The organism is Burkholderia guangdongensis (assembly GCF_013403875.1).
In the GTDB taxonomy this organism is placed as follows: Bacteria; Pseudomonadota; Gammaproteobacteria; order Burkholderiales; family Burkholderiaceae; genus Burkholderia; species Burkholderia guangdongensis.
The window spans coordinates 140,520-163,437 of sequence record NZ_JACBNX010000002.1 but is presented as its reverse complement, the minus strand read 5'-3'; the positions used below and the strand labels follow the sequence as shown (position 1 = coordinate 163,437).

Below are 22,918 nucleotides of genomic sequence, written 5' to 3'. Positions count from 1 at the left end.
CCCTAATTTTCAATTGATGCACTCGTCGGTAATCGTCAAAGCCATGCTGATCTCACTTGCTCGGACCTGCGGCCGGCACCGGGACGGCACCGGCCGGCGTTCGCGTCACGCGGCGGACCCGCGCTGCAACTCCATCTCGGCCACTTTTTCCGTCAGCCACTTCTCGACCGACGGGAACACGAATTTGCTCACATCTCCGCCCAACTGCGCGATTTCGCGCACGATCGTGCCGGAAATGAACTGATACTGGTCGGACGGCGTCATGAACATCGTCTCGACGTCCGGCAGCAGATAACGGTTCATCCCCGCCATCTGAAACTCGTATTCGAAGTCGGACACCGCGCGCAGGCCCCGCACGATCACGCGCGCATCGTTCACGCGCACGAAATCCTTCAAGAGCCCGGTGAAGCTCATCACCTTCACGTTCGGATAATGGCCTAGCACCTCGTTCGCAATCTGCAGACGTTCCTCGAGCGAGAAAAACGGCTTCTTCGCGCGACTGTCGGCGACGCCGACGACCAGCGTATCAAAAATGCTCGACGCGCGCCGCACGAGATCCTCGTGGCCACGCGTCAGCGGGTCGAACGTACCCGGGTACACGGCAACTACCATGTCGCTCCTCCTGTCAACACGCAAATGGGGCGCAGCCGTGCGACGCGCGCGCCGCTGCGGGGATGGGCGCGCGTCGCCTGGCCGGCGCGGCGCCTCGTATGAAACGCGCATTATTCATCATTTTCGCGTTGCAGCAAATGATAGTGAACCGCACCCGCCTTGTCGGATTTCGCGATGCGCCAGCCGGCCAGCGCGTCGTGCGCGGCCGGATCGAGCGCGGCGCCGGACTCCACGTACAGCGCGCCGCCCGGCGCGATCAGCGGCACCGCGAGCGCGAGCGCGCGTGCGAGCGCGGCGGCATCGCCGAACGGCGGATCGACGAACACGACGTCGAACGTGCCCGGCGCGAGCCCGGCCGCGAGCCGCAGCGCGTCAGCCTCGGCGATCTCGACCGCGCTCGCGCCGAGCTTGTCCTTGATCGCGCGCAGTTGCTGCGCGGCGCGCGGATGACGCTCGACCATCAGCACGCGCGCCGCGCCGCGCGACGCGGCCTCGAAGCCGAGCGCGCCGGTGCCGGCGAACAGGTCGAGGCAGCGCTGGCCGTCGAGCGCCTGGCCGAGCCAGTTGAACAGCGTCTCGCGGACGCGGTCGGGCGTGGGCCGCAGCCCGTCGAGATCGAGCACCGTGAGCGGCGTGCGCTTCCAGTCGCCGCCGATGATGCGGATCGTGCGCGGCTTGCCGCGGCTGGAGGGTGCCGCGGCGCGGCCTGAGGAGGAACGAGACATGGAGCCAGGAGACGATGGGGACCGGGCGCGAACGGTGCGCGCCGCCGAACAGGCGCACGTTACCACAGCCGCGCGCGGCGGCACCGCGCACGAGTACCTGCGCCCGCTTATAACGAGCCTTAGGCGCGCCTGATAAAATGCACGTCCCGGTCGCCGTCGCTCGGTGATCCGCGCCGCCCTCGGCCACGACTCGCACCTCTTCCCGAAGTCAGACCATGTTCAGTTTCTTCAAACGATTCAAGAAATCGCCGGAGTCGACGGCCGCGGACGCGCTGTCGGCCGACGAAGCACTGCACGACACGCCGCCCGCCGATGTGCCCGCGGCGAGCGTCCCGCAACCGGCATCCGCGCCGGCTCCGACGCCGGCCGCGCCTGCGCCGGCTGCGCCGAAGCCCGCAGCACCTGTGCCTGCCGCACCTGCGCCGGCCACGCCATCCGTCGTGATGACGGTCACGCCGACGGCGTCAGGCAACGGCGACGTCGTCGAGACGGTCGAAATCGTCCCGCCGCCGGTGCAAACGCCCGCCGCGAAGCAGTCGTGGCTCACGCGCCTGAAATCCGGCCTCGCGAAAACCGGCTCGAACATCACGAACGTGTTCGTGAAAGCGAAGATCGACGACGAGCTGTACGAGGAACTCGAAACGGCGCTGCTGATGTCCGACGCGGGCGTCGACGCGACCGAGCATCTGCTCGACGCGTTGCGCGGCAAGGTGCGCGCCGACCGCCTGACCGATCCCCAGCAGGTGAAGGATGCGCTGCGCGACCTGCTCGTCGAGCTGCTGAAGCCGCTCGAGAAATCGCTGATGCTCGGCCGCGCGCAGCCGCTCGTGATGATGATCGCGGGCGTGAACGGCGCGGGCAAGACGACGAGCATCGGCAAGCTCGCAAAGCATCTGCAGAGCTTCGACCAGTCGGTGCTGCTCGCGGCCGGCGACACGTTCCGCGCGGCCGCGCGCGAGCAGCTCGCGATCTGGGGCGAGCGCAACAACGTGACGGTCGTGCAGCAGGAAAGCGGCGATCCGGCCGCGGTGATCTTCGACGCGGTCAGCGCCGCGCGCGCGCGCAACATCGACGTGATGATGGCCGACACTGCCGGCCGCCTGCCGACGCAACTACATCTGATGGAGGAGCTGCGCAAGGTGAAGCGCGTGATCGGCAAGGCGCACGACGGCGCGCCGCACGAGGTGCTGCTCGTGATTGACGCGAACACCGGCCAGAACGCGCTCGCGCAGGTGAAGGCGTTCGACGACGCGCTCGGCCTCACCGGCCTCATCGTCACGAAGCTCGACGGCACCGCGAAGGGCGGGATTCTCGCCGCGATCGCGCGGCAGCGGCCGGTGCCGGTCTACTTCATCGGCGTCGGCGAGAAGGTCGAGGATCTGCAGCCGTTCAGCGCGGAAGAATTCGCGGACGCGCTGCTCGGCTGAGCGCGCGTCGCGCGATGGATCGAAGGCGCCCGAGCGAGGGCGCCTTTTTCATGCGCGGCGGGCGCGCGAGGTGACGCTCACTCGGCGCTCATCCACCGCTCACTCGGCGTCGGGCTGCGCGCCGGGCGCGGCCGCCTTGAACGCGTCGAGCGACGCCGCGTGGTCGTAGATCCGCTGGATCGTCGGGTAGCGCTGCGTGTCGATCGAGAAGCGCTGCGCGTTGAAGACCTGCGGCACGAGGCAGATGTCGGCGAGCGTCGGCGTATCGCCGAAGCAGAGCTTGCCGGTGCGCGGATCGTGCGCGAGCCGCGCCTCGAGCGATGCGAAGCCCGATTCGATCCAATGGCGGTACCACTCGTTCTTCGCCTCTTCCGGCACGCCGAGCGTGTGCTTCAGATACTTCAGCACGCGCAGGTTGTTCAGCGGATGGATCTCGCACGCGATCTGCAGCGCGCTCGCGCGCACGTACGCGCGATCCGCCGGCTGCTTCGGCAACAGCGGCGGCTCCGGATGCGTCTCCTCCAGATACTCGACGATCGCGAGCGACTGCTGCAGCGTCATGTCGCCGTCGATCAGCGTCGGCACGAGGCCGTCCGGGTTCAGCGTCCGATAGTCGTCCTTCAGTTGCTGGCCGCCGTCGCGCAGCAGATGGACCGGCACATAGTCGAACGGCAGTTGCTTCAGATGCAGCGCGATCCGCACGCGATACGCGGCGGAACTGCGGAAATAGCTGTATAGCTTCATGGGTCTCGTCTCTCATGGTCTTGATCGGCGCGCGGCACGGCGGCACCGCGACATGCGCGCGCGTCGTCGACGTCGAGAGTGTAGCGCGCCGACGCATGCCGTCACGCCGAAGCATGCCAACGCATGGCGAACCATGCCGACGCGTGCTTGCCAGAACCGCGCAAATGCGGTGTACTCGGCAGGTTCCCGCAGACCACGCCGCCCGCCTCGCCCCGCGACGCCGGCCGCCACCTTCACGCTTCGATGACCGACTCCCACGCCTCCGACGCCTTCCCGTGCGCCCGCTTCATCAAGGAAATCGGGCGCGGCCCTCATGGCGCGCGCGCGCTGTCCGCCGACGACACGTTCGCACTCTACCGCGCAATGCTCGACGCACGCGTGTCCGACGTCGAGCTTGGCGCGGTGCTGATCGCGTACCGGCTGAAGGGCGAGACCGCCGACGAGCTCGCCGCGATGCTGGCTGCCGCGCAGGCGTCGTTCGAGCCGGTGCGCGTGCCGGACGGCGCGTTCCGCGCGGTGTCGATCCCGAGCTACAACGGCGCGCGCAAGCAGCCGAACCTCGTGCCGCTGCTCGCGCTGCTGCTCGCGCGCGAAGGCGTGCCGGTGCTCGTGCACGGCGTGACCCGGGATCCGGGGCGCGTGACGAGCGCCGAAATCTTCGACGCGCTGTCGATCGCGCCATCGCGCTCGCACGATGAGATCGAGGCCGCGCTCGCCGAGCGCCGCGCCGCGTTCGCGCCGATCGACACGCTCGCGCCGAAGCTCGCGCGCCTGCTCGCGATGCGCGGCGTGCTCGGCGTGCGCAACTCGACGCACACGCTCGTGAAGATCCTGCAGCCGTTCGCGCCGGCCGGGCTGCGGCTCGTGAACTACACCCATCCGCCGTACCGCGACAGCCTCGCGCGGCTGTTCAACGATCATCCGGCCGCGTCGGCGGGCGGCGCGCTGCTCGCGCGCGGCACCGAGGGCGAAGCGGTCGCCGACACGCGGCGCCAGGTGCAGGTCGACTGGCTGCACGACGGCGTGTGCGACACGCTGCACGAAGCCGAGCGCTCGACGCCCGACGCGCCGCCCGTCGCGCTGCCCGAATCGCGCGACGCGGCGACCACCGCCGCCTGGACCGACGCGGTGCTGCGCGGCGCGGTGCCGGTGCCGGACACGGTCGCGCGGCAGGTCGACACGATCGTGCGGATCGTTCGAGTCGCGCCGGTCGCACCGATACACGGCATTTGACACGCCCCGGCGTCTTCGCATAGAGTGGTCGCCATGCGTTCCATTCCGAACCCCCTCCGAATTACCTCCGGCCGCCTAGCGCGGTCGCTATCGCTACGACTAGCGTAAGTTCCGCTGTCGTGGCGCCGTGCCATCCGCACGGTCCCTCCTGAAGTTTTCGTCGTACCTTCTCGCAGTTTTTTACAACCGAAGTCGTCAGCTTTCGTCCGTCCATCCGTCGGCCGAATCGCGAAGATCACCCGCATCCGCGCGCCATCCGGCGTCACGGTGCGAGGCGGCGCCGACCGCGCCCGCCGCGCCTCTTCGCACGCGACTTGAGACCCGAGGTCAACAAGATGATGCGCAACCCGCAAGACAAATACCGACCGTTCGAACCCGTCCGCCTCAACGGACGCAAGTGGCCGACGCGCACGATCGAGCGCGCGCCGATGTGGATGAGCACCGATCTGCGCGACGGCAACCAGTCGCTGATCGAGCCGATGAGCATCGAGCAGAAGCTCGAGTTCTTCGAGATGCTCGTCGCGATCGGCTTCAAGGAGATCGAAGTCGGTTTTCCGTCGGCGTCGCAAACCGACTTCGATTTCGTCCGCAAGCTGATCGACGAAAAGCGCATTCCGGACGACGTGACGATCGAAGTGCTCGTGCAGTCGCGCGAAGACCTGATCGCGCGCACGTTCGACGCGCTCGCCGGCGTGCCGCGCGCGATCGTGCACCTGTACAACGCGATCTGCCCGTCGTTCCGCCGGATCGTGTTCGGCGCGTCGAAGGAGGACGTGAAGGCGATCGCGGTCGAAGGCACGCGGATCATCAAGGCATACGCGCAAGCGCGCCCGTACACGCACTGGACGTTCCAGTACTCGCCCGAGACCTTCAGCATGACCGAGCTGCCGTTCGCGCGCGAGGTCTGCGACGCGGTCGCGCAGGTGTGGCGTCCGACCCGCGATCACAAGATGATCGTGAACCTGCCGGCGACCGTCGAGGCCGCGATGCCGAACGTGTTCGCCGACCAGATCGAATGGATGGACCGCAACCTCGGCTATCGCGACAGCATCGTGCTGTCCGTGCATCCGCACAACGATCGCGGCACCGCGGTCGCGGCCGCCGAGCTCGCGCTGCTCGCCGGCGCCGACCGGATCGAGGGGTGCCTGTTCGGCAACGGCGAGCGCACCGGCAACGTCGATCTCGTCACGCTCGCGATGAATCTGTATTCGCAGGGGATCGATCCGGGCCTCGACTTCTCCGATATCGACGCGGTGCGCCGTGTCGTCGAGCGCTGCAACCAGATTCCGGTGCATCCGCGCCATCCGTACGCGGGCGACCTCGTGTTCACCGCGTTCTCCGGCTCGCATCAGGATGCGATCCGCAAGGGCTTCGCGCAGCAGCGGCCGGACGCGGTCTGGGAAGTGCCGTACCTGCCGATCGATCCGGCCGACGTCGGCCGCAGCTACGATGCGGTGATCCGCGTGAACAGCCAGTCCGGCAAGGGCGGTGCGACGTATCTGCTCGAGCGCGGAATGGGCTTCACGCCGCCGCGCCGCGTGCAGATCGAGTTCAGCCATGCGGTGCAGACGCTCGCCGACGCATCCGGCGAGGAAGTGACGGCCGACGCGATCCGCGCGCTGTTCAGCCGCGAGTTCCTCGAGACGGACGGCCCGGCCGCGCGCCACGGCGACGCGATCCGCTGGGCGCGGCGTGACGTCGCGCAGGCGGTCGCGGTCGGTGTGGTGTCTGATGGCGCATTCGATGGCGCATTCGAAAGCCCGTCCGAAATTGCGCCCGGCGCCACGCCCGAACGCGCGGCCGAGCGCGGCGCCGCGGCGTTCGCGGCTGCGGCGGGCACGACGATCGACGTCGTGTCATGCGAGCACGCACGCACTGCGGACGGCCGCACCGTGGTGTTCGTCGGCTGCCGAGTTGGTGACGCGCCGCCGCGACACGGCGTCGGCGTGCACGCCGATGCGGCGACGGCCGCGCTCGACGCGCTCGTCAGCGCGATCAACCGCTCCGGATGGCATTGCGCGGACCGGCGCGCGGCGGCTTGAAGGGCAACAGGCGCAACCCGCGCCTCACGTCTCGGTCGCGCACCGCGTCGCCTGCCACGCGAGCAGGCGCCAGCGCTTGTTCTCCTGCGCGTGCACCGCGATGTAGATGATCGGATAGACGAGCCCGCCGTTGTTCGTTTCCATCTCGAGCAGCGCGCGCCCGGTGACGAGGCAGGTCGTGTCGCCGACGAGCTGCACGTCCTGCGACTGGATCTCGATCTGACGATAGCGGCGGCGGCCGGCGACGATCGCGTCGATGAGCTGCTGCTTCGTTTCCCGTTTGCCGCTGGTGTGCACGTAGAACACGTCATCCGACAGCAGCGCGTCGAGCGCTTCGCCGTCGCCGTCCACCATCGCGCGGAACCGATCGCGCTCGAGCGCGCGTATCGCATCGACCAGCTTCGTCGTCATCGTCTGCTCCTCGGCAGCGAGCACGCCACGGCGCTCGCGTGGATCAGAAGTCGTACTGCAGATAGAACTCGCTGAAATTTATACCAGGATTCGGCTCTTTGATACCCGCGTTAGACACATGTTGAAAACGAAAGCCGGCCTGGTATTGTTGGCGGTCGCCGAACCGCGCGCCGACGCCGATCAGTTCGGTGAACTGGAAAGCCGTCCCGACCGAGAAGTTCGTTCCTATCGTCGGATGAGACAGCACGCGTACGCCCGCGCCACCCTCGATGAACGGACGGATGTCGCCCGCGCTGCGCTCGAAGCGCAGCACCGGCTGCGCGCCGATCCATCCGATGTTGCCGTGAAGATCGCCCTCTCGCGTATGCCAGTACCCGACGTGGCCTTCGAGCGCGGCCGCGAAATGCCAGCCGCCGAGCGCCCACCCGGTCCAGCCCGGATCCCACACAACGCCGACGTCGCCGCCGGTGATCCCGCGATTCGCGAAGCCGCCGCCCGCCTGAATCCCCCAACGATCGGCGAGCGCCGCGCCGGACGCGGCGAACAAGGCGGCCGCCAGCAGCGCGCGCCGTGCGAGCCGGCCGCGCCGGCGACGGTTCTCGTTGTTCATCCGACACCCCACCCAGGATTGGATTGATGGCACCCGGCGCCGCTCGCCCGGTGCGAGCGAACTGGCTCTAATAATAGTAGAGGACTTTTCGAATCGGCAGCGGGACGCGAATGGTTTGCTGCCGGCCCGGCGAAAACCGGAATCGTCTGCCCGGTCGCGCCCTTCGATCACACTTTGTAATATTAGCTATTGGACTCTAAAAATCGATAGGGAAAACGGGAACTAGAATGACCGCACCGTTTCTAAGGATTAGCACTCCGCTGACCGGAGTGCTAAGATGGACCGCGGAATCATCCGATACCGGGGTTCAGCCCTGATTCCAAAGGAGTTTTTCTACGTGAGCAACGCATTGACCCTTCCGAACACCCTGAGCCCGGCGTCCGCTAAGGCCGAATCGGCAGGCTCGCTGGCGCTCGCATCCTACTCGATGCTGCCCGGCCAGCTTGGCAACATCGACGCCTATATCCAGGCGGTCAATCGCATCCCGTTGCTGACGCCCGAAGAAGAGCGCCAGTACGCGACCGAATTCCGCGAGCAGAACAACCTCGACTCGGCGCGCCGCCTCGTGCTGTCGCACCTGCGCCTCGTCGTGTCGATCGCCCGCAACTATCTCGGCTACGGCCTGCCGCACGGCGACCTGATCCAGGAAGGCAACATCGGCCTGATGAAAGCCGTGAAGCGCTTCGATCCGGCGCAGAACGTGCGTCTGGTGTCGTACGCGATCCACTGGATCAAGGCCGAGATCCACGAATACATCCTGCGCAACTGGCGGATGGTGAAGGTCGCGACCACGAAGGCGCAGCGCAAGCTGTTCTTCAATCTGCGCAGCCACAAGAAGGGCATGCAGGCGATGACGCCCGACGAGATCGACGGCCTCGCGCAAGAGCTCAACGTGAAGCGCGAGGACGTGACCGAGATGGAAACCCGCCTGTCCGGCGGCGACGTCGCGCTCGAAGGGCAGGTCGAGGACGGCGAGGAGTCGTACGCGCCGATCGCGTATCTCGCCGATTCGCACAACGAGCCGACCGCCGTGCTCGCCTCGCGTCAGCGCGACATGCTGCAGACGGACGGCATCGCGCAGGCGCTCGACGCGCTCGACGCGCGCAGCCGCCGCATCATCGAGGCGCGCTGGCTGCACGTCGCGGACGACGGCTCCGGCGGCTCGACGCTGCACGATCTCGCGGCCGAGTTCGGCGTGTCCGCGGAACGCATCCGCCAGATCGAAGCGAGCGCGATGAAGAAAATGCGCACGGCGCTCGCCGAATACGCGTAACGCCCGGCCCGGGCGCCCGGCGTCCGCGCATCGTTCGGCAAGCACCGCTGCGCATGAACCGCTGCCCATCCGGCAGCGGTTTTTTTTCGTCCGCCGACTGGCGCGATCTCCGGTCTGTTGCGCCGGCCTATTGCGCGTACGCGCGTTCGCTTTCGCCAGAGTTTGACGCAGCGCAACCAATTTCAACAATTCGCGACCGCGTGCCGCAGCGCACCGGCTCGGGATTCGGCAAACTGGCTCCTAGAATGACATTGTCCGGTTCGATATTGCTGCTCGCGCACACAAAGCGCAACAAAGCCGCATTCGACCGCCCTCGTCCACCTCGTCCACCTCGTCCACCTCGTCCACCTCGTCCACCTCGTCCACCTCGTCCGCCTTGTCCGCCTTGTCCCGACATACACATGGCCTCGATATCGACCGATCACGCCTCCCCGCCGCCGGCCGGCAAACGCCACAAGCGCGGCGCGCGCCGCCGCGTCGCCGCGTGGGTTCGCGGCCCGACGTTCGCCCGCGACATCACCGCCGTGCTGGTCGTCAAGCTCGCGCTGCTGGCCGTGCTGAAGTTCGCGTTTTTCAATCATCCGCAGGCCGAACACATGTCGCTGCCGCCTGCCGTCGTCGCCGAGAAGCTGCTGTCGGTGCCGGCCCCCTCCGGAGACCCTCACCATGATCAGTAGCGAAGTCGTCGATCTGTCGCGGTTGCAGTTCGGCATCACGGCGCTCTACCACTTCCTGTTCGTGCCGCTGACGCTCGGCCTGTCGTGGCTGCTCGTCATCATGGAAGCCGTCTACGTGATGACCGGCAAGCAGGTCTACAAGGACATGACCCAGTTCTGGGGCAAGCTGTTCGCGATCAACTTCGCGATGGGCGTGACGACCGGCCTCACGCTCGAGTTCCAGTTCGGCACGAACTGGTCGTATTACTCGCACTACGTCGGCGACATCTTCGGCGTGCCGCTCGCGGTCGAAGGCCTGATGGCGTTCTTCCTCGAATCGACGTTCGTCGGCCTGTTCTTCTTCGGCTGGAACCGTCTGTCGAGAGTCCAGCATCTGCTCGTCACGTTCCTCGTCGCGCTTGGCTCGAACCTGTCCGCGCTGTGGATCCTGGTCGCGAACGGCTGGATGAACAACCCGGTCGGCGCCGAGTTCAACTACCAGACGATGCGCATGGAGCTCGCGAACCTGTTCGACGTGATCTTCAACCCGGTCGCGCAGGTCAAGTTCGTGCACACGGTGTCGGCCGGCTACGTGACCGCGTCGATGTTCGTGCTCGGCGTGTCGTCGTGGTATCTGCTGAAGCGCCGCGACGTCGACTTCGCGCTGCGCTCGTTCGCGGTCGCCGCCGGCTTCGGGCTCGCGTCGACGCTCTGCGTGATCGTGCTCGGCGACGAATCCGGCTACACGACCGGTGAAGTGCAGCAGATGAAGCTCGCCGCGATCGAATCCGAATGGGAGACGCAGCCCGCGCCCGCGGCGTTCACGCTGATCGGGATTCCGAATCAGCAGGAACAGCGCACCGACTACGCGATCCGCATTCCGTACGCGCTCGGCCTGATCGCGACGCGCTCGATCGACGAGCCCGTGGTCGGCTTGCGCGAGCTCGCGAAGCGCAACGAGGATCACATCAGGAGCGGCATGATCGCGTACGGCGCGCTGCAAAAGCTCAAGGAGGGCAACACGAGCGCCGCGACGAAGGCGCTGTTCGACCAGCACAAGGACTATCTCGGCTACGGGCTGATGCTCAAGCAGTTCACGCCGGCCGTCACCGACGCGACGCCCGCGCAGATCGAGGCCGCCGCGAAGAAGACGATCCCGCCCGTCGCGCCGGTGTTCTTCTCGTTCCGGATCATGGTGTTCCTCGGCATCCTGTTCCTCGCGACGTTCGTCGCCGCGTTCTGGTTCTGCGCGCGCCGCGAATTGTTGCTGGACAACCGCCGCTGGTTCCTGCGGTGGGCCGTGTGGGCGATCCCGCTGCCGTGGCTCGCGGCCGAGTTCGGCTGGGTCGTCGCCGAAGTCGGCCGTCAGCCGTGGACGATCGCCGGCATCCTGCCGACGAACCTGTCGTCGTCGAGCCTCGCACCGTCCGATCTGTATCTGAGCCTCGCCGGCTTCATCGCGTTCTACACAGCGCTGTTCGTGATCGAGATCACGCTGATGTTCAAGTACGCGCGGCTCGGCCCGTCGTCGCTGCACACCGGCCGCTATCACCACGAACGCACCGAGCTCGCCGAACCCGCGAGCGCGTGACGCTCGCCCCTATCGCCCAAGGAATCGCTATGGATTACGCAACGCTCAAGCTGATCTGGTGGCTGCTGATCGGCGTGCTGCTGATCGGCTTCGCCGTCACCGACGGCTTCGACATGGGCGCGACCGCGCTGCTGCCGTTCCTCGGCCGCAACGACGACGAGCGCCGGATCATCGTCAACACGGTCGGCGCGACCTGGGAAGGCAACCAGGTCTGGTTCGTCACCGCGGGCGGCGCGATGTTCGCCGCGTGGCCGCTCGTCTACGCGGCGTCGTTCTCGGGCTTCTACTTCGCGATGCTGCTCGTGCTGTTCGCGCTGTTCTTCCGGCCCGTCGGCTTCGACTACCGCAGCAAGCGCAGCGACCCGCGCTGGCGCGCCGGCTGGGACTGGGGGCTGTTCATCGGCGGCTTCGTGCCCGCGCTCGTGTTCGGCGTCGCGTTCGGCAACCTGCTGCAGGGCGTGCCGTTCCAGTTCGACACCGACCTGCGCGTCACCTATTACGGCAGCTTCTGGGCGCTGCTCAATCCGTTCGCGCTGCTGTGCGGGCTCGTCAGCCTGTCGATGCTCGTCGCGCACGGCGCCGCGTTCATCCGGATCAAGACGGATGGCCCGATCGCGCGGCGCGCGTCGGTCGCGCTACGCGCGGCGACGCTCGTCGCGATCGCGCTGTTCGCGCTCGCCGGCGTGCTCGTCGCGACCCGCGTCGGCGGCTTTCACATCACGCAGCCGGCGCCCACGGACACGGTAGCAAACCCGCTGCTCAAGCAGGTCGCCGCCGGCTCGGGCCTGTGGCTCGCGAACTATGCCGAGTACCCGTGGATGATCGCGGCGCCCGTCGCGGGCTTCGCGGGCGGCCTGTTCGCGCTGCTGCTCGCGAGCACGCGCCGCGAGAAGACCACGTTCGTCTGCACCGGCCTGATGATCGTCGGCGTGATTCTGACGGCCGGCTTCTCGATGTTCCCGTTCATCATGCCGTCGTCGCTCGATCCGCGCAGCAGCCTGACCGTCTGGGACGCGACGTCGAGCCGCATGACGCTGCAGGTGATGCTCGCGGCCGTCGTCGTGTTCCTGCCGATCGTCCTGCTCTATACGGGCTGGGTCTATCGCGTAATGCGCGGCAAGATCACGCGGCAGGCGCTCGACGAGAACCGCCATTCGATGTACTGACTTTCGCGAAGGAGCAGATTCATGTGGTATTTCAGCTGGATTCTCGGCATCGGCGTCGCGCTCGCGTTCGGAACCATCAACGCGCTGTGGCTCGAATCGAGGCGCGCGCGGCACGAAGCGGCGGTTCACGTCGGCGCGGACTGACCGGCGATTCCCACATCGCCAACGCAGCGGCGACGCCGCTGCGATCGCCGACCAAGCAAAACCGGCGCCCTCGGGCGCCGGTTTCTCGTTGAGCCGACAGGCAGCGCGCATCGCGCCGCCCACCGGAATACCGCTGCCGTCAGGCCGGCTGCGGCGCCACGCCGCCGCCACCGCCGCCCGTTGCCGGCAGGCGCGCGCCGAGTTGCTGTGCATAGCGCTGCGCGGCCGAGCCGCAGACGACGTGGAACGTGTCGGCCGCGACCCACGTGACGTGCAGCGACGCGAGGTACTGACGGTCGAGCGCCGACGGATCGCGGACGACGACGCGCAGGCGCGTGGTCGCGATCGCATCGAGCGACACGACGTTGCTCGCGCCGCCGAACGCCGCGAGCCAGCGCGCCGGATCCGCATCGAGCGGGCCCGCATTCGCGGCGGCCGGCTGCTGCGCGGCGCTCGCCGCCGGTGCTGCAGCCACCGCTGCCACCGCCGCAACGGGCGCAGCCGCTGAAGCCGATGCAACCGCTGCAGCCGACGCTCCACTGCCGATCGCCGTGCGAATCTCGTCGGCGATCAGGTCCGCCTCCGGCCCGATGATCACCTGCACGCTGCTACCGCCGCGCTTGAGCACGCCGCGCGCGCCGGCCGCCTTCAGATCCGCTTCCGACACCTTCGCCGGATCGACGACCGACAGACGCAGGCGCGTCGTGCACGCATCGACGACCGACAGGTTGGCCGCGCCGCCGAGCGCGGCGATGTAGCGCTGCGCACGCGGCGCCGCACCAGCCGCCGCCGCTGCCGGCGCGACGAAACCACCCGACGCGCCCGACGCCTGCTCCGCTTCGTCGCCGGCCGGCTCGCGGCCCGGCGTCGCCATGTTGAACGTGCGGATGAAGAAGCGGAACAGCCCGTAGTAGACCGCACCGTACACGAGGCCGAGCGGGATCGCGATCCAGCCCCGCGTCGACAGCCCGTAGTTCAGCACGTAGTCGATCGCGCCGGCCGAGAACGTGAAGCCGAGCTTCACGCCGAGGAACTGGCAGATCGCGAGCGACAGGCCGGTCAGCACCGCATGGATCACGTAGAGCACCGGCGCGAGGAACATGAAGGTGTACTCGATCGGCTCGGTGACGCCCGTCAGCAGCGACGTCAGCGCCATCGAGAACAGCAGGCCGCCGACCACCGCGCGGCGCTCCTTCGGCGCCTCGTGGAACATCGCGAGACACGCGGCCGGCAGGCCGAACATCATCACCGGGAAAAAGCCGGTCATGAATTCGCCCGCGCTGGGATCCTTCGCGAAAAAGCGATGCAGATCGCCGTGCACGAGTACGCCGGCGGGCGTCGTGAAGTCGCCGAACACGAACCACGCGAGCGAGTTGATGATGTGGTGCAGGCCCGTGACGAGCAGCAGACGGTTCATCAGGCCGAACACGAACGCGCCGAGCGCACCGGCCGTCGTCAGCCACTGGCCCGCCGCGTCGATCCCGTGCTGGACCGGCTGCCACGCGTAGCCGAATCCTATCCCCAGCACCACGCAGACGAGCCCTGTCGCGATCGGCACGAAGCGCTTGCCGCCGAAGAACGCGAGATACTCGGGCAGCTTGATGTCCTTGTACTTGTTGTACAGCAGCCCCGCGGCGACGCCGGCGATGATCCCCGACAGCACGCCCATGTTCAGCTTCGGATCGATGTCCTTCATGATCGCGGTTTCGATCAGATAGCCGATCGCGCCCGCGAGCGCCGCGACGCCGTTGTTGTCCTTCGCGAAGCCGACCGCGACGCCGATCGCGAACAGCAACGGCAGGTTGTCGAAGATCGTGCCGCCCGCGTCGGCGAGCATCTTGATCCCGAGCACGTCGTCCTGGCCGAGCCGCAGCAGAATGCCGGCGACCGGCAGCACCGCGATCGGCAGCATCAGCGCGCGACCCAGGCTCTGTATCTTCAGAAACGGGTTCCCGTCCATTCAGTCCTCCAATCCATGTCTCTTTCGTTGAAATGATGTGTGTTGCACGGCCGATGAAATTCAGTCCAGCGGCCAGGTTTCGCGGCTCGCCGCCCGCACCGCCTGCGCCGACTCGAGCGCGAGCATGTCCTGCGCGCGCTGCCGGCAAAGCACGTAGTCGAGCCCGCGCACGCGCGCCTTGATCCCCGGCACCGACACCGGATCGACCGACAGTTCCGTCACGCCGAGGCCGACGAGAATCGGCACCGCGAGCGGATCGCCGCCCATCGCACCGCACACGCCGACCCACTTGCCGTTCTTTTCCGCGCCCTTCACCGCCGCATCGACAAGGCGCAGCACCGCTGGATGCAGCCCGTCCGCCTGCGCGGCGAGATCGGCCTGGCAGCGGTCCATCGCGAGCGTGTACTGCGTCAGGTCGTTCGTGCCGATCGACAGGAAATCCGCGTGCTTCGACAGTTGGTCGGCCAGCAGCGCGGCCGACGGCACCTCGATCATCACGCCGACTTCGATCGGCTCGGTGCGGCCCATGGCGCGCGCGAATTCGTCGATGCGCTGACGGATCCGCACGAGCTCGCCGACATCCGTGACCATCGGCAGCAGGATGCGCACCGCGCCGAACGGCTTCACCGAGAGCAGGCCGTGAAGCTGGTCGTCGAGCAGATCCGGGCGCACCTGCGCGAGACGGATGCCGCGCAGGCCGAGCGCCGGGTTCGGCTCGGGCGGCAGCGTCAGATAGTCAACCTCCTTGTCCGCGCCGACGTCGAGCGTGCGGATGATCGCGGTGCGACCCTGCAGCGCGTCGACGATCGCCTGGTAGCCTTCCGCGTGCTCGGCGCGCGTCGGCGCCGCCGGGCGATGGATGAACATCAGCTCGGTGCGCAGCAGGCCGACCGAGTCCGCGCCGTTGTCGACCGCGGTTTTCGCGTCGTCGAGCGTCGCGATGTTCGCGGCGACCTCGATCGCGCGGCCGTCGCGCGTCGCCGCCGCTTCGCCCGCGGTACGGCGGTTCGCTTCGCGCACGCCGGCGAGACGCTGACGCTCGTTGCGCGCGCGCTCGACGTCGAGTGCCGTCGGCGCGTGCTCGAGACGGCCCGCCGACGCGTCGACGACGACCTGCGTGCCGTCCGGAATCGAGAACAGCGCGTCGCCGACCGCGACCAGCGCCGGAATGCCGAACTGGCGCGCGATGATCGCCGCGTGCGACGTCGCGCCGCCGCGCGCCATCACGAGCGCGGTCACGCGCTGGCGATCGAGCGACGACAGGTCCGACGGCGTGAACTCCTCGGCCGCGAGCACCGCCTCGTCGGGCAGCGCGCGCGCCGCGGTGTTCGCGTAGCCGAGCGCGCGCAGCACGCGCTTCTCGATATCGCGCAGATCGGCCGCGCGTTCGGCGAGCAATTCGTCGTCGACTTTCGTCAGCACGTCGATCTGCGCGCGGATCGCCGAACGCCACGCGAACCCGGCGCTCTTGCCGAGGCTGATCAGGTCGCGCGCCGCGTCGAGCAGCGTCGGATCCTCGAGCAGCACGCGATGCACCGCGAAGATCCCCGCCTCGCCAACGGCGCCGCGCTGCGACGCGTTGCGCACGGTCTCGTCGAGCTCCGCGTCGATCGCCGCGAGCGCCTTGTCGAGCGCGCGGCTTTCGGCCGCCGACGTGCCGCTCGCCTGCTCGGGCGGCGTGAGTTCCGCGTCGTCCAGGCGCACGAGCGCGCCGACCGCGATCCCCGGCGCCGCGCAGACGCCCGCGAGCGTATTCGGCGCCAGCGGCGCCGCGCCGGCGCTACGCACGACCTGCGGCGCCGGCGACTTCGCGCGCGCCGGCTTCTCGTCGGACTCGCCGTGCGCTTCGCGCAGCAACTCGTTCGCGATCGCGTCGACCGCCTGCGCCGCCTGCGTGCCACGGCCGACGAGCTCGATCGTCGCGCGCTCGCCGGCGCCGAGGCCGAGCAGCCCGACGACGCTCTCGATCGGCGCCTTGCGCCCTTCGAAATGCACTTCGACGCGCGCATCGAGCCCACGCGCCGCTTCCCGCGCCCGCGCGGCGGGCCGCGCGTGCAGGCCGCCCGGCTGCGTGAGCTGGATCGAACGACGCACTTCGTTCGCGTCCGCCGCTGCGCCTGCGCCACCCGCAGCACCGGCGGCCGCCGCCGCGCCCTTGGCGCGCAGCGTCAGCAGCGGCGTCTCGCCGGCCTTCGCGAGGCCGCCGGACGCACGATCGACGATCTCGAACGCGTCCGAGTTCGCGATCGCGATCACCGACACGAGGCTGTGCGCGGCACGCGCGACCGCATCCTGCTCGAACTCGATCAGCAGATCGCCGGCCTTCACGTTCGCGCCCTGCTCGATGCGCGCGACGAAGCCTTGCCCGTTCAGCTCGACAGTGTCGATGCCGACGTGCAGCAGAATCTCCGCGCCCTGCGGCGACGTGATCGTCACCGCGTGGCCGGTGCGCGCGAGATGCGTAACGACGCCGTCGCACGGTGCGACGAGCTTGCCGTCGAGCGGGTCGATGCCGATGCCGTCGCCGAACATCCCGCCCGAGAACACCGGATCGGGCACTTCGGCCAGCGGCACGACCGGCCCCGTCAGCGGGGCGATCAGAACGAACGTATCTTGGGTGGAATGATTCAATTGGGGTTCCTCGGCGCGTCTCATCGGCGGACTCGTTTAGTCAGTGCGTGTCAGTGCGTTTCGGTGACTTTGTTCAGGTGGCGCGGCATGTCGGGGTTGCGACCGCGCGCGACGGCGAGATCGGCCGCCATCACGTAGAACGAAAGAACGGCGGCGATCGGATCGAGCGCCGGGTGCGCGGAAATCGCGAGCGGCAGCACGGCGCCCGATACGCCGGGCGTGCCCGGCGGCGCCGCGAGCAGCACGGCGGCACCGCGCGCGCGCATGTCTTGCGCGAGTTGCAACAGGCCGGCCTGCTCCGGGCCGGGCGGCGCGAACACGACGAGCGGATAGTCGCGGTCGATCAGCTCCATCGGGCCGTGACGGACTTCGGCGCTCGAGAACGCCTCGGCCTGGATGCCGGACGTCTCCTTCAGCTTCAGCGCCGCTTCCTGCGCGATCGCGAGGCCGAGGCCGCGGCCGATCACGATCATCCGCTCGACACCGCGCAGCGCATCGACGGCCGGCGACCAGTCGAGATGGCCCGCCTGCGCGAGCACGTCGGGCAGCCCGCGCAGCGCGGCGATCAGCGCGGCGTCGCGCTGCCAGAACGCGACGATCTGCGCGGACATCGACAGCATCGCGATATAGCTTTTCGTCGCGGCGACCGACAGCTCGGGGCCCGCGTACAGCGGCAACTCGTGCTCGCACGCGTCGGAGAGCGGCGACGGCATCATGTTGACCGCGGCGACGGTCAACGCGCCGGCTTCGCGCAGCGCGGCCATCGTGTTGACGAGATCGGGGCTCTTGCCGGACTGCGAGAACGCGAGCGCGAGCTGGCCCTTCACTTTCAGCGGCGCCTGCTGCAGCGTCGCGACCGACATCGGCAGCGACGCGACCGGCACGCCGAGGCGGCTCATCGTCAGGCCTGCGAAGTAGCTGGCCGCGTGGTCGGAGCTGCCGCGCGCGACCGTCAGCGCGACGGCCGGCGAGCTGGCCGCGAGATGCGCGGCGAGCGCTTCGACGCGTGCGGTATCGGCGAGCTGGCCGGCGACGACTTTCGCGGACTCGCGCGCTTCGTTAAGCATATTCGACAATTGATTCTCCTTCGACATAGGTCGCGGTAAGGTTCAGTTCACGATCGAGAACGACGAGGTCGGCCCACGCGCCGCGCGCGATGCGGCCGCGATCGGCGACGCCCAGATAGTCGGCCGCGTAGCGCGACATCCGGTTCGACACATCGGCCAGCGGCAGGCCGAGCGAGACGAGGTTGCGTAGCGCCTGATCCATCGTCAGCGTGCTGCCGGCGAGCGTGCCGTCGGCGAGGCGCACGCCGCCGAGGCACTTCGTCACGTGCTGGCTGCCGAGGCGGTATTCGCCGTCGGGCATGCCGGTTGCCGACGTGCTGTCGGTCACGACGTACAGGCGCGGGATCGCGCGCAGCGCCGCGCGGATCGCGCCCGGATGCACGTGCAGCAGATCGGGGATGATCTCCGCGTACTCGGCGTGCGCGAGCGCCGCGCCGACCAGGCCGGGGTTACGGTGATGCAGCGGCGACATCGCGTTGAACAGGTGCGTGAAGCCGCACGCGCCATGTTTCAGCGCGGCAACGCCGTCGTCGTAGGTCGCGAGCGAGTGGCCGAGCTGCACGCGCACGCCGCGCGCGGCCATCTCCGAGATGATCTCGATGTGGCCGGCGATCTCCGGCGCGAGCGTGACGACGCGGATCGGCGCGATCGACAGATATTTCAGCACCTCGTCGAGCACCGCCGACACCGCCGCGTCCGGCTGCGCGCCGAGCTTGCCGGGGTTGATGTACGGGCCCTCGAGATGCACGCCGAGCACGCGCGCGCCGCCCGGCGTGCGGGTGCGCGCGACGCCGCCCAGGTTCGCGACGACCTGCATCAGCTCGTCGCGCGGCGCGGTCATCGTCGTCGCGAGCAGGCTCGTCGTGCCGTACTGCGCATGCGTGCGGACGATCGCCTCGATCGCGTTGCCGCCCTCCATCACGTCGGCGCCGCCGCCGCCGTGCACGTGCAAATCGATGAAGCCGGGCAGAACGTAAGGCGCGTCGTTGTTCGCGGGATCGGCGGCGCGGCCCGACAGCGCGGTGATGCGGCCGTTCTCGAATTCGATCGAACCGTGAATCCAGCCTTCGGACGTGAGTATGTTTCCGGTCAGCATGACGTTCTCTTGAGGGTCTGGTGAATCGAGGACGGCTTCACGCCATCCGATGTGAGCGAATCATATAACCACAATAATACCAGTCAACCAACTGGTATTAGCGTCGGGAAAATCGCTGGAAGCCATGCCCATCAAGCGTTTCACGCAGAAAAAATCCTTTGTTTACAGTACCTTTCTGGATAAGGACTTACCCGAACTGGTATCGTTGGACACGGTTTCAGCGGTCCGGACGACGGCCGAAACGCAATTAAGCGAATACCGGAATAGAACCAGTTGAGCGGAGCGGGCGGTATGCGCCGATGAGCGTCAGTGGAACTCGCGGCTCGACGTGCGCAGGCCGCCGAGCAGCGGCGTCAGATCCTCGAGATGCTGGGCGATCAGGTGCCGCACGTCGCTTTCGCACTGCCAGACGCCCGACACCGCGAGCAGGGTCGAATCGAGCGCTTCGCGGCGTTGTCGCACGAGCAGCTCCGGCCGGACGATCACGTTCACGCAGCCCGTCTCGTCCTCGAGCGTCATGAACATCACGCCCTTCGCGGTGCCCGGCCGCTGCCTCGCGGTCACGATCCCGCACGCGCGCGCGAGCCGGCCGTTCAGGCGCTCGCGCAGCACGAGCGCGGACGATAGCCGCCGCGCATTCAGCTCGGGCCGCAGCAGCGCGACCGGATGCCGGTTCAGCGTGAGGCCCGTCGTCGCGTAGTCGGCGTGGATGTCGTCGAACTCGGACGGCGCGCCGAGCTCGGGCTTCTCCGGCTCGTCGATCGGCGCGGCGGCGAGCAGGTCGCGCTCCGGCGCCGCGGCGACCGCCTGCCACAGCGCGTCGCGGCGATGGCCGGCGAGCGTCGCGAGCGCATTCGCGGCGGCCAGCGCCTCGAGGTCGCGGCGCTCCAGGCGCGCGCGGCGCGCGAGCGCGTCGACGTTCTCGAACGGCCCCGCCGCGCGCGCCGCGTCGATCCGCCGCGCGGCCGCCTCGCCGAGCCCGCGCACGAGCGACAAACCGAGCCGCACCGCCGGCCGGCCGGCCGGCGGCGGCTCGCCGGGCAACGCCTCGAGCGACGCGTCCCAACCGCTATGCATCACGTCGATCGGCAGCACGGCCACGCCGTGGCGCTTCGCGTCCTGCACGAGCTGCGCGGGTGGATAGAAACCCATCGGCTGGCTGTTCAGCAGCGCGGCAAGAAAGATCGCCGGCTGATGGCATTTGAGCCAGCTGCTCGCATAGACGAGCAACGCGAAGCTCGCGCCATGGCTCTCCGGGAAGCCGTATTCGCCGAAGCCCTTGATCTGCTCGAAGATCTGCTCGGCGAATTCGCGCGTGTAGTCGCGCTCGAGCATCCCGTTCACGATCTTCTCGTGATACGGGCTCAGATCGCCCCGGCGCTTCCACGCGGCCATCGCGCGGCGCAGCGCGTCCGCTTCGCCGGGGGTGAAGCCGGCCGCGACGATCGCGATCTGCATCACCTGCTCCTGGAAGATCGGAACGCCGAGCGTGCGGACGAGCACCGCCTTGAGGGCGTCGCTCGGGTAGGTGATGTCGCCCTTCGCGTCGCCGCGCTCGATCCTGCGCCGCTCCAGATACGGATGCACCGCGCCGCCCTGGATCGGGCCCGGCCGCACGATCGACACCTCGACCACCAGATCGTAGTAATTGCGCGGCTGCAGCCGCGGCAGCATCGACATCTGCGCGCGCGACTCGATCTGGAACACGCCGACCGTGTCGGCGCGGCAGATCATGTCGTAGGTCGCTTTATCGTCCTGCGGAATGCTCGTCATGCCGGCCGGCTTGCCGTCGATCCCGCCGTGCCACGCATCGACCATGTCGAACGCGCGATGCAGCGCCGACAGCATCCCGAGCGCGAGCACGTCGACCTTCATCAGCTTCAGCGATTCGAGATCGTCCTTGTCCCACTGGATCACGCGGCGCCCGTCCATCGCCGCGTTCTCGACCGGCACGAGCCGCGTGAGCTTGCCGCGGCTGATCACGAAGCCGCCCGAGTGCTGCGACAGGTGACGCGGAAAATTCAGCAGCCGCGCGGCGAGTTCGGCCCATTTGCGGATCAGCGGCACGCCGGGATCGAGATCAACCAACGCGAATTGCTCGAGCAGATCGCGGCTGCCGTCGAACCAGCGATGCCCTTTCGCGACCCGCTCGATCAGCATCGGATCGACACCGAGCGCCTTGCCGATCTCACGCAGCACGCCGCGCGGACGATAGGTCGCGACGGCGGCGGCCAGCGCGGCGCGGTCCTTGCCGTATTTTTCGTACAGATACTGGATCACTTCCTCGCGCCGCTGGTGCTCGAAATCGACATCGATGTCGGGCGGCTCGCCGCGCTCCCGGCTGATGAAGCGCTCGAACAGCCCTTTGCTCTGTTCGGGGCTGACCTCAGTCACGCCGAGGCAGTAGCAGACGACCGAGTTCGCGGCCGAACCCCGCCCCTGGCACAGGATGTGCCGGCTGCGCGCGTATTTGACGATGTCGTAGACGGTCAGGAAGTACGGTTCGTATGTCAGCTCGGCGATCAGCTCCAGTTCGTATTGGATGCGCTCGCGCACGTGCGCGGGCACGCCGCCGCGTCCGCGATAGCGGCGACGCGCACCGAGCAGCGTTTCCTGGCGCAGATAGCGCGTCGGCGAATACCCGTCGGGCACGAGCTCGTGCGGATACTCATAGTGCAATTCGTCGAGCGAGAAACGGCACGCGTCGAGCATCGCGCACGTCTGTCCCATCTCCCGCGCCGAGAACAATTGCGCGAGCAGAACGCGCGGACGCAGATGCTGCTCCGCGTTCGGCGCGAGCGCATAGCCGCATTCGGCGATCGGCGTCCGGAGCCGGATCGCCGTCATCGCATCCTGCAGATCCTTGCACGAGCGTGCGTGCATCGTCACGTCGCCGAGCGCGACGACGCGCATCCCGTGCCGCGCGCCGGCCGCCCGGATCGCCTCCCGATACGCACCGTCGAGCGCGCGCCGCAACTGAACGAGCCCGAGCCGCGCGCGCTCGCCGAACAGCCGGTCGAACCACGCGACCTGCGCGTCGAGCACGTCGTCGCGTGCCGGATAGGTCGGCACGAGCACCGCGAAACAGTCGGGCATGCCGCGCAGGTGCGCGAATTCCGATGGCGGCGCCGCGAGCATCCGCGGCGTCAGCCGGTAAGTCCCCTTCGGTGCGCTCATCCGCCGCCACGAAATCAGCTCGGACAGATTGCCGTAGCCTTCGCGGTTCCGCGCGAGCAGCACGAGCCTGAACGCGCCGGGGCCCGGATCGTGGCCTGGCGCGGCGTCGTCCGGCGTCACGTCGAAATACGCGCCGACGACGAGCGGCAGCCCCTTCGCCTTCGCCGCGACGTGCATCCGTGGCGCGCCCGCGAGCGAGCACTCGTCGGTGATCGCGATGCCGCGATAGTGGAGGTCCGACGCGCACTCGACGAGTTCTTCCGCGAACGATGCGCCATGCAGGAACGAGAAGTTCGACCGGCAGAACAGCTCCGCGTAATCGGGAAGGATCGAGGCCATCGCATCCATCGCGC

Annotated in this window: 18 protein-coding genes; 8 read left to right on the top strand and 10 right to left on the bottom strand. The window is 68.3% G+C overall.

Going from position 1 to position 22,918, the window contains the following annotated elements:
• Window positions 1–105: 105 nt before the first annotated feature.
• Window positions 106–612: a pantetheine-phosphate adenylyltransferase gene (gene coaD / locus HZI36_RS03295; RefSeq protein WP_179401204.1), complete on the bottom strand. Its 507-nt coding sequence runs from the start codon at window positions 610–612 to the stop codon at window positions 106–108.
• 110 nt (window positions 613–722) lie between these two features.
• On the bottom strand, window positions 723–1,337 hold the full coding sequence (gene rsmD / locus HZI36_RS03290) for a 16S rRNA (guanine(966)-N(2))-methyltransferase RsmD (protein WP_179401203.1): 615 nt from the start codon (window positions 1,335–1,337) through the stop codon (window positions 723–725).
• A 215-nt stretch (window positions 1,338–1,552) separates the two neighbouring features.
• Here rsmD and ftsY point away from each other — a divergent pair, with 215 nt between their 5' ends.
• On the top strand, window positions 1,553–2,764 hold the full coding sequence (gene ftsY, locus HZI36_RS03285) for a signal recognition particle-docking protein FtsY (protein WP_179401202.1): 1,212 nt from the start codon (window positions 1,553–1,555) through the stop codon (window positions 2,762–2,764).
• 99 nt (window positions 2,765–2,863) lie between these two features.
• On the opposite strand, the gene maiA is transcribed toward ftsY, so the two are convergent.
• Window positions 2,864–3,508 carry a maleylacetoacetate isomerase gene (gene maiA, locus HZI36_RS03280; RefSeq protein ID WP_179401201.1) on the bottom strand — a complete coding sequence of 215 codons (645 nt, stop codon included), beginning with the start codon at window positions 3,506–3,508 and terminating at the stop codon, window positions 2,864–2,866.
• 243 nt (window positions 3,509–3,751) lie between these two features.
• On the opposite strand from maiA, the gene ybiB reads away from it, so the two are divergent.
• Window positions 3,752–4,741, top strand: a complete 990-nt coding sequence (gene ybiB, locus HZI36_RS03275; RefSeq protein WP_179401200.1) for a DNA-binding protein YbiB — start codon at window positions 3,752–3,754, stop codon at window positions 4,739–4,741.
• 335 nt (window positions 4,742–5,076) lie between these two features.
• A complete protein-coding gene (gene leuA, locus HZI36_RS03270; protein ID WP_179401199.1) occupies window positions 5,077–6,783 on the top strand; it encodes a 2-isopropylmalate synthase in 1,707 nt (568 codons plus the stop codon).
• A gap of 24 nt (window positions 6,784–6,807) precedes the next feature.
• Here leuA and HZI36_RS03265 read toward each other — a convergent pair whose 3' ends face one another.
• Both HZI36_RS03265 and HZI36_RS03260 read right to left on the bottom strand, forming a co-directional pair.
• The gene (locus tag HZI36_RS03265) at window positions 6,808–7,194 is read right to left on the bottom strand and encodes a nuclear transport factor 2 family protein (protein WP_179401198.1); all 387 of its coding nucleotides are present in this window, start codon (window positions 7,192–7,194) and stop codon (window positions 6,808–6,810) included.
• 43 nt (window positions 7,195–7,237) lie between these two features.
• Window positions 7,238–7,804, bottom strand: a complete 567-nt coding sequence (locus HZI36_RS03260) for an acyloxyacyl hydrolase (RefSeq protein ID WP_179401291.1) — start codon at window positions 7,802–7,804, stop codon at window positions 7,238–7,240.
• Window positions 7,805–8,141: 337 nt separating this feature from the next.
• Here HZI36_RS03260 and rpoH point away from each other — a divergent pair, with 337 nt between their 5' ends.
• The 5 genes from rpoH to cydX all read left to right on the top strand — a co-directional run bounded on the left by rpoH (window position 8,142) and on the right by cydX (window position 12,634).
• Complete coding sequence (gene rpoH / locus HZI36_RS03255) at window positions 8,142–9,077, top strand: RNA polymerase sigma factor RpoH (protein ID WP_179401197.1); 936 nt, start codon at window positions 8,142–8,144, stop codon at window positions 9,075–9,077.
• A 401-nt stretch (window positions 9,078–9,478) separates the two neighbouring features.
• The gene (gene cydP / locus HZI36_RS03250) at window positions 9,479–9,754 is read left to right on the top strand and encodes a cytochrome oxidase putative small subunit CydP (RefSeq protein WP_179401196.1); all 276 of its coding nucleotides are present in this window, start codon (window positions 9,479–9,481) and stop codon (window positions 9,752–9,754) included.
• On the top strand, window positions 9,744–11,324 hold the full coding sequence (locus tag HZI36_RS03245) for a cytochrome ubiquinol oxidase subunit I (RefSeq protein WP_179401195.1): 1,581 nt from the start codon (window positions 9,744–9,746) through the stop codon (window positions 11,322–11,324). Before cydP ends, HZI36_RS03245 begins: the two co-directional genes overlap by 11 nt.
• Before the next feature lie 29 nt (window positions 11,325–11,353).
• Window positions 11,354–12,490 (top strand): cytochrome d ubiquinol oxidase subunit II, encoded by a 1,137-nt coding sequence (gene cydB, locus HZI36_RS03240; RefSeq protein WP_179401194.1) that lies wholly within the window; start codon window positions 11,354–11,356, stop codon window positions 12,488–12,490.
• A gap of 21 nt (window positions 12,491–12,511) precedes the next feature.
• Entirely contained in the window at window positions 12,512–12,634 is a 123-nt protein-coding gene (gene cydX, locus HZI36_RS03235; protein WP_179401193.1) for a cytochrome bd-I oxidase subunit CydX, read from the top strand.
• A gap of 139 nt (window positions 12,635–12,773) precedes the next feature.
• On the opposite strand, the gene nagE is transcribed toward cydX, so the two are convergent.
• The 5 genes from nagE to HZI36_RS03210 all read right to left on the bottom strand — a co-directional run bounded on the left by nagE (window position 12,774) and on the right by HZI36_RS03210 (window position 22,913).
• Window positions 12,774–14,594, bottom strand: coding sequence for an N-acetylglucosamine-specific PTS transporter subunit IIBC (gene nagE, locus HZI36_RS03230; RefSeq protein WP_179401192.1), 1,821 nt, complete (start codon window positions 14,592–14,594; stop codon window positions 12,774–12,776).
• Window positions 14,595–14,654: 60 nt separating this feature from the next.
• Window positions 14,655–17,249, bottom strand: coding sequence for a phosphoenolpyruvate--protein phosphotransferase (ptsP, locus tag HZI36_RS03225; protein ID WP_179401191.1), 2,595 nt, complete (start codon window positions 17,247–17,249; stop codon window positions 14,655–14,657).
• A gap of 26 nt (window positions 17,250–17,275) precedes the next feature.
• On the bottom strand, window positions 17,276–18,292 hold the full coding sequence (locus HZI36_RS03220) for an SIS domain-containing protein (RefSeq protein WP_179401290.1): 1,017 nt from the start codon (window positions 18,290–18,292) through the stop codon (window positions 17,276–17,278).
• Window positions 18,285–19,388, bottom strand: a complete 1,104-nt coding sequence (nagA, locus tag HZI36_RS03215; RefSeq protein WP_179401190.1) for an N-acetylglucosamine-6-phosphate deacetylase — start codon at window positions 19,386–19,388, stop codon at window positions 18,285–18,287. The genes HZI36_RS03220 and nagA overlap by 8 nt, the downstream gene beginning before the upstream one ends.
• A gap of 306 nt (window positions 19,389–19,694) precedes the next feature.
• Window positions 19,695–22,913 carry an error-prone DNA polymerase gene (locus HZI36_RS03210; RefSeq protein WP_179401189.1) on the bottom strand — a complete coding sequence of 1,073 codons (3,219 nt, stop codon included), beginning with the start codon at window positions 22,911–22,913 and terminating at the stop codon, window positions 19,695–19,697.
• Between the last annotated feature and the right edge of the window lie 5 nt (window positions 22,914–22,918).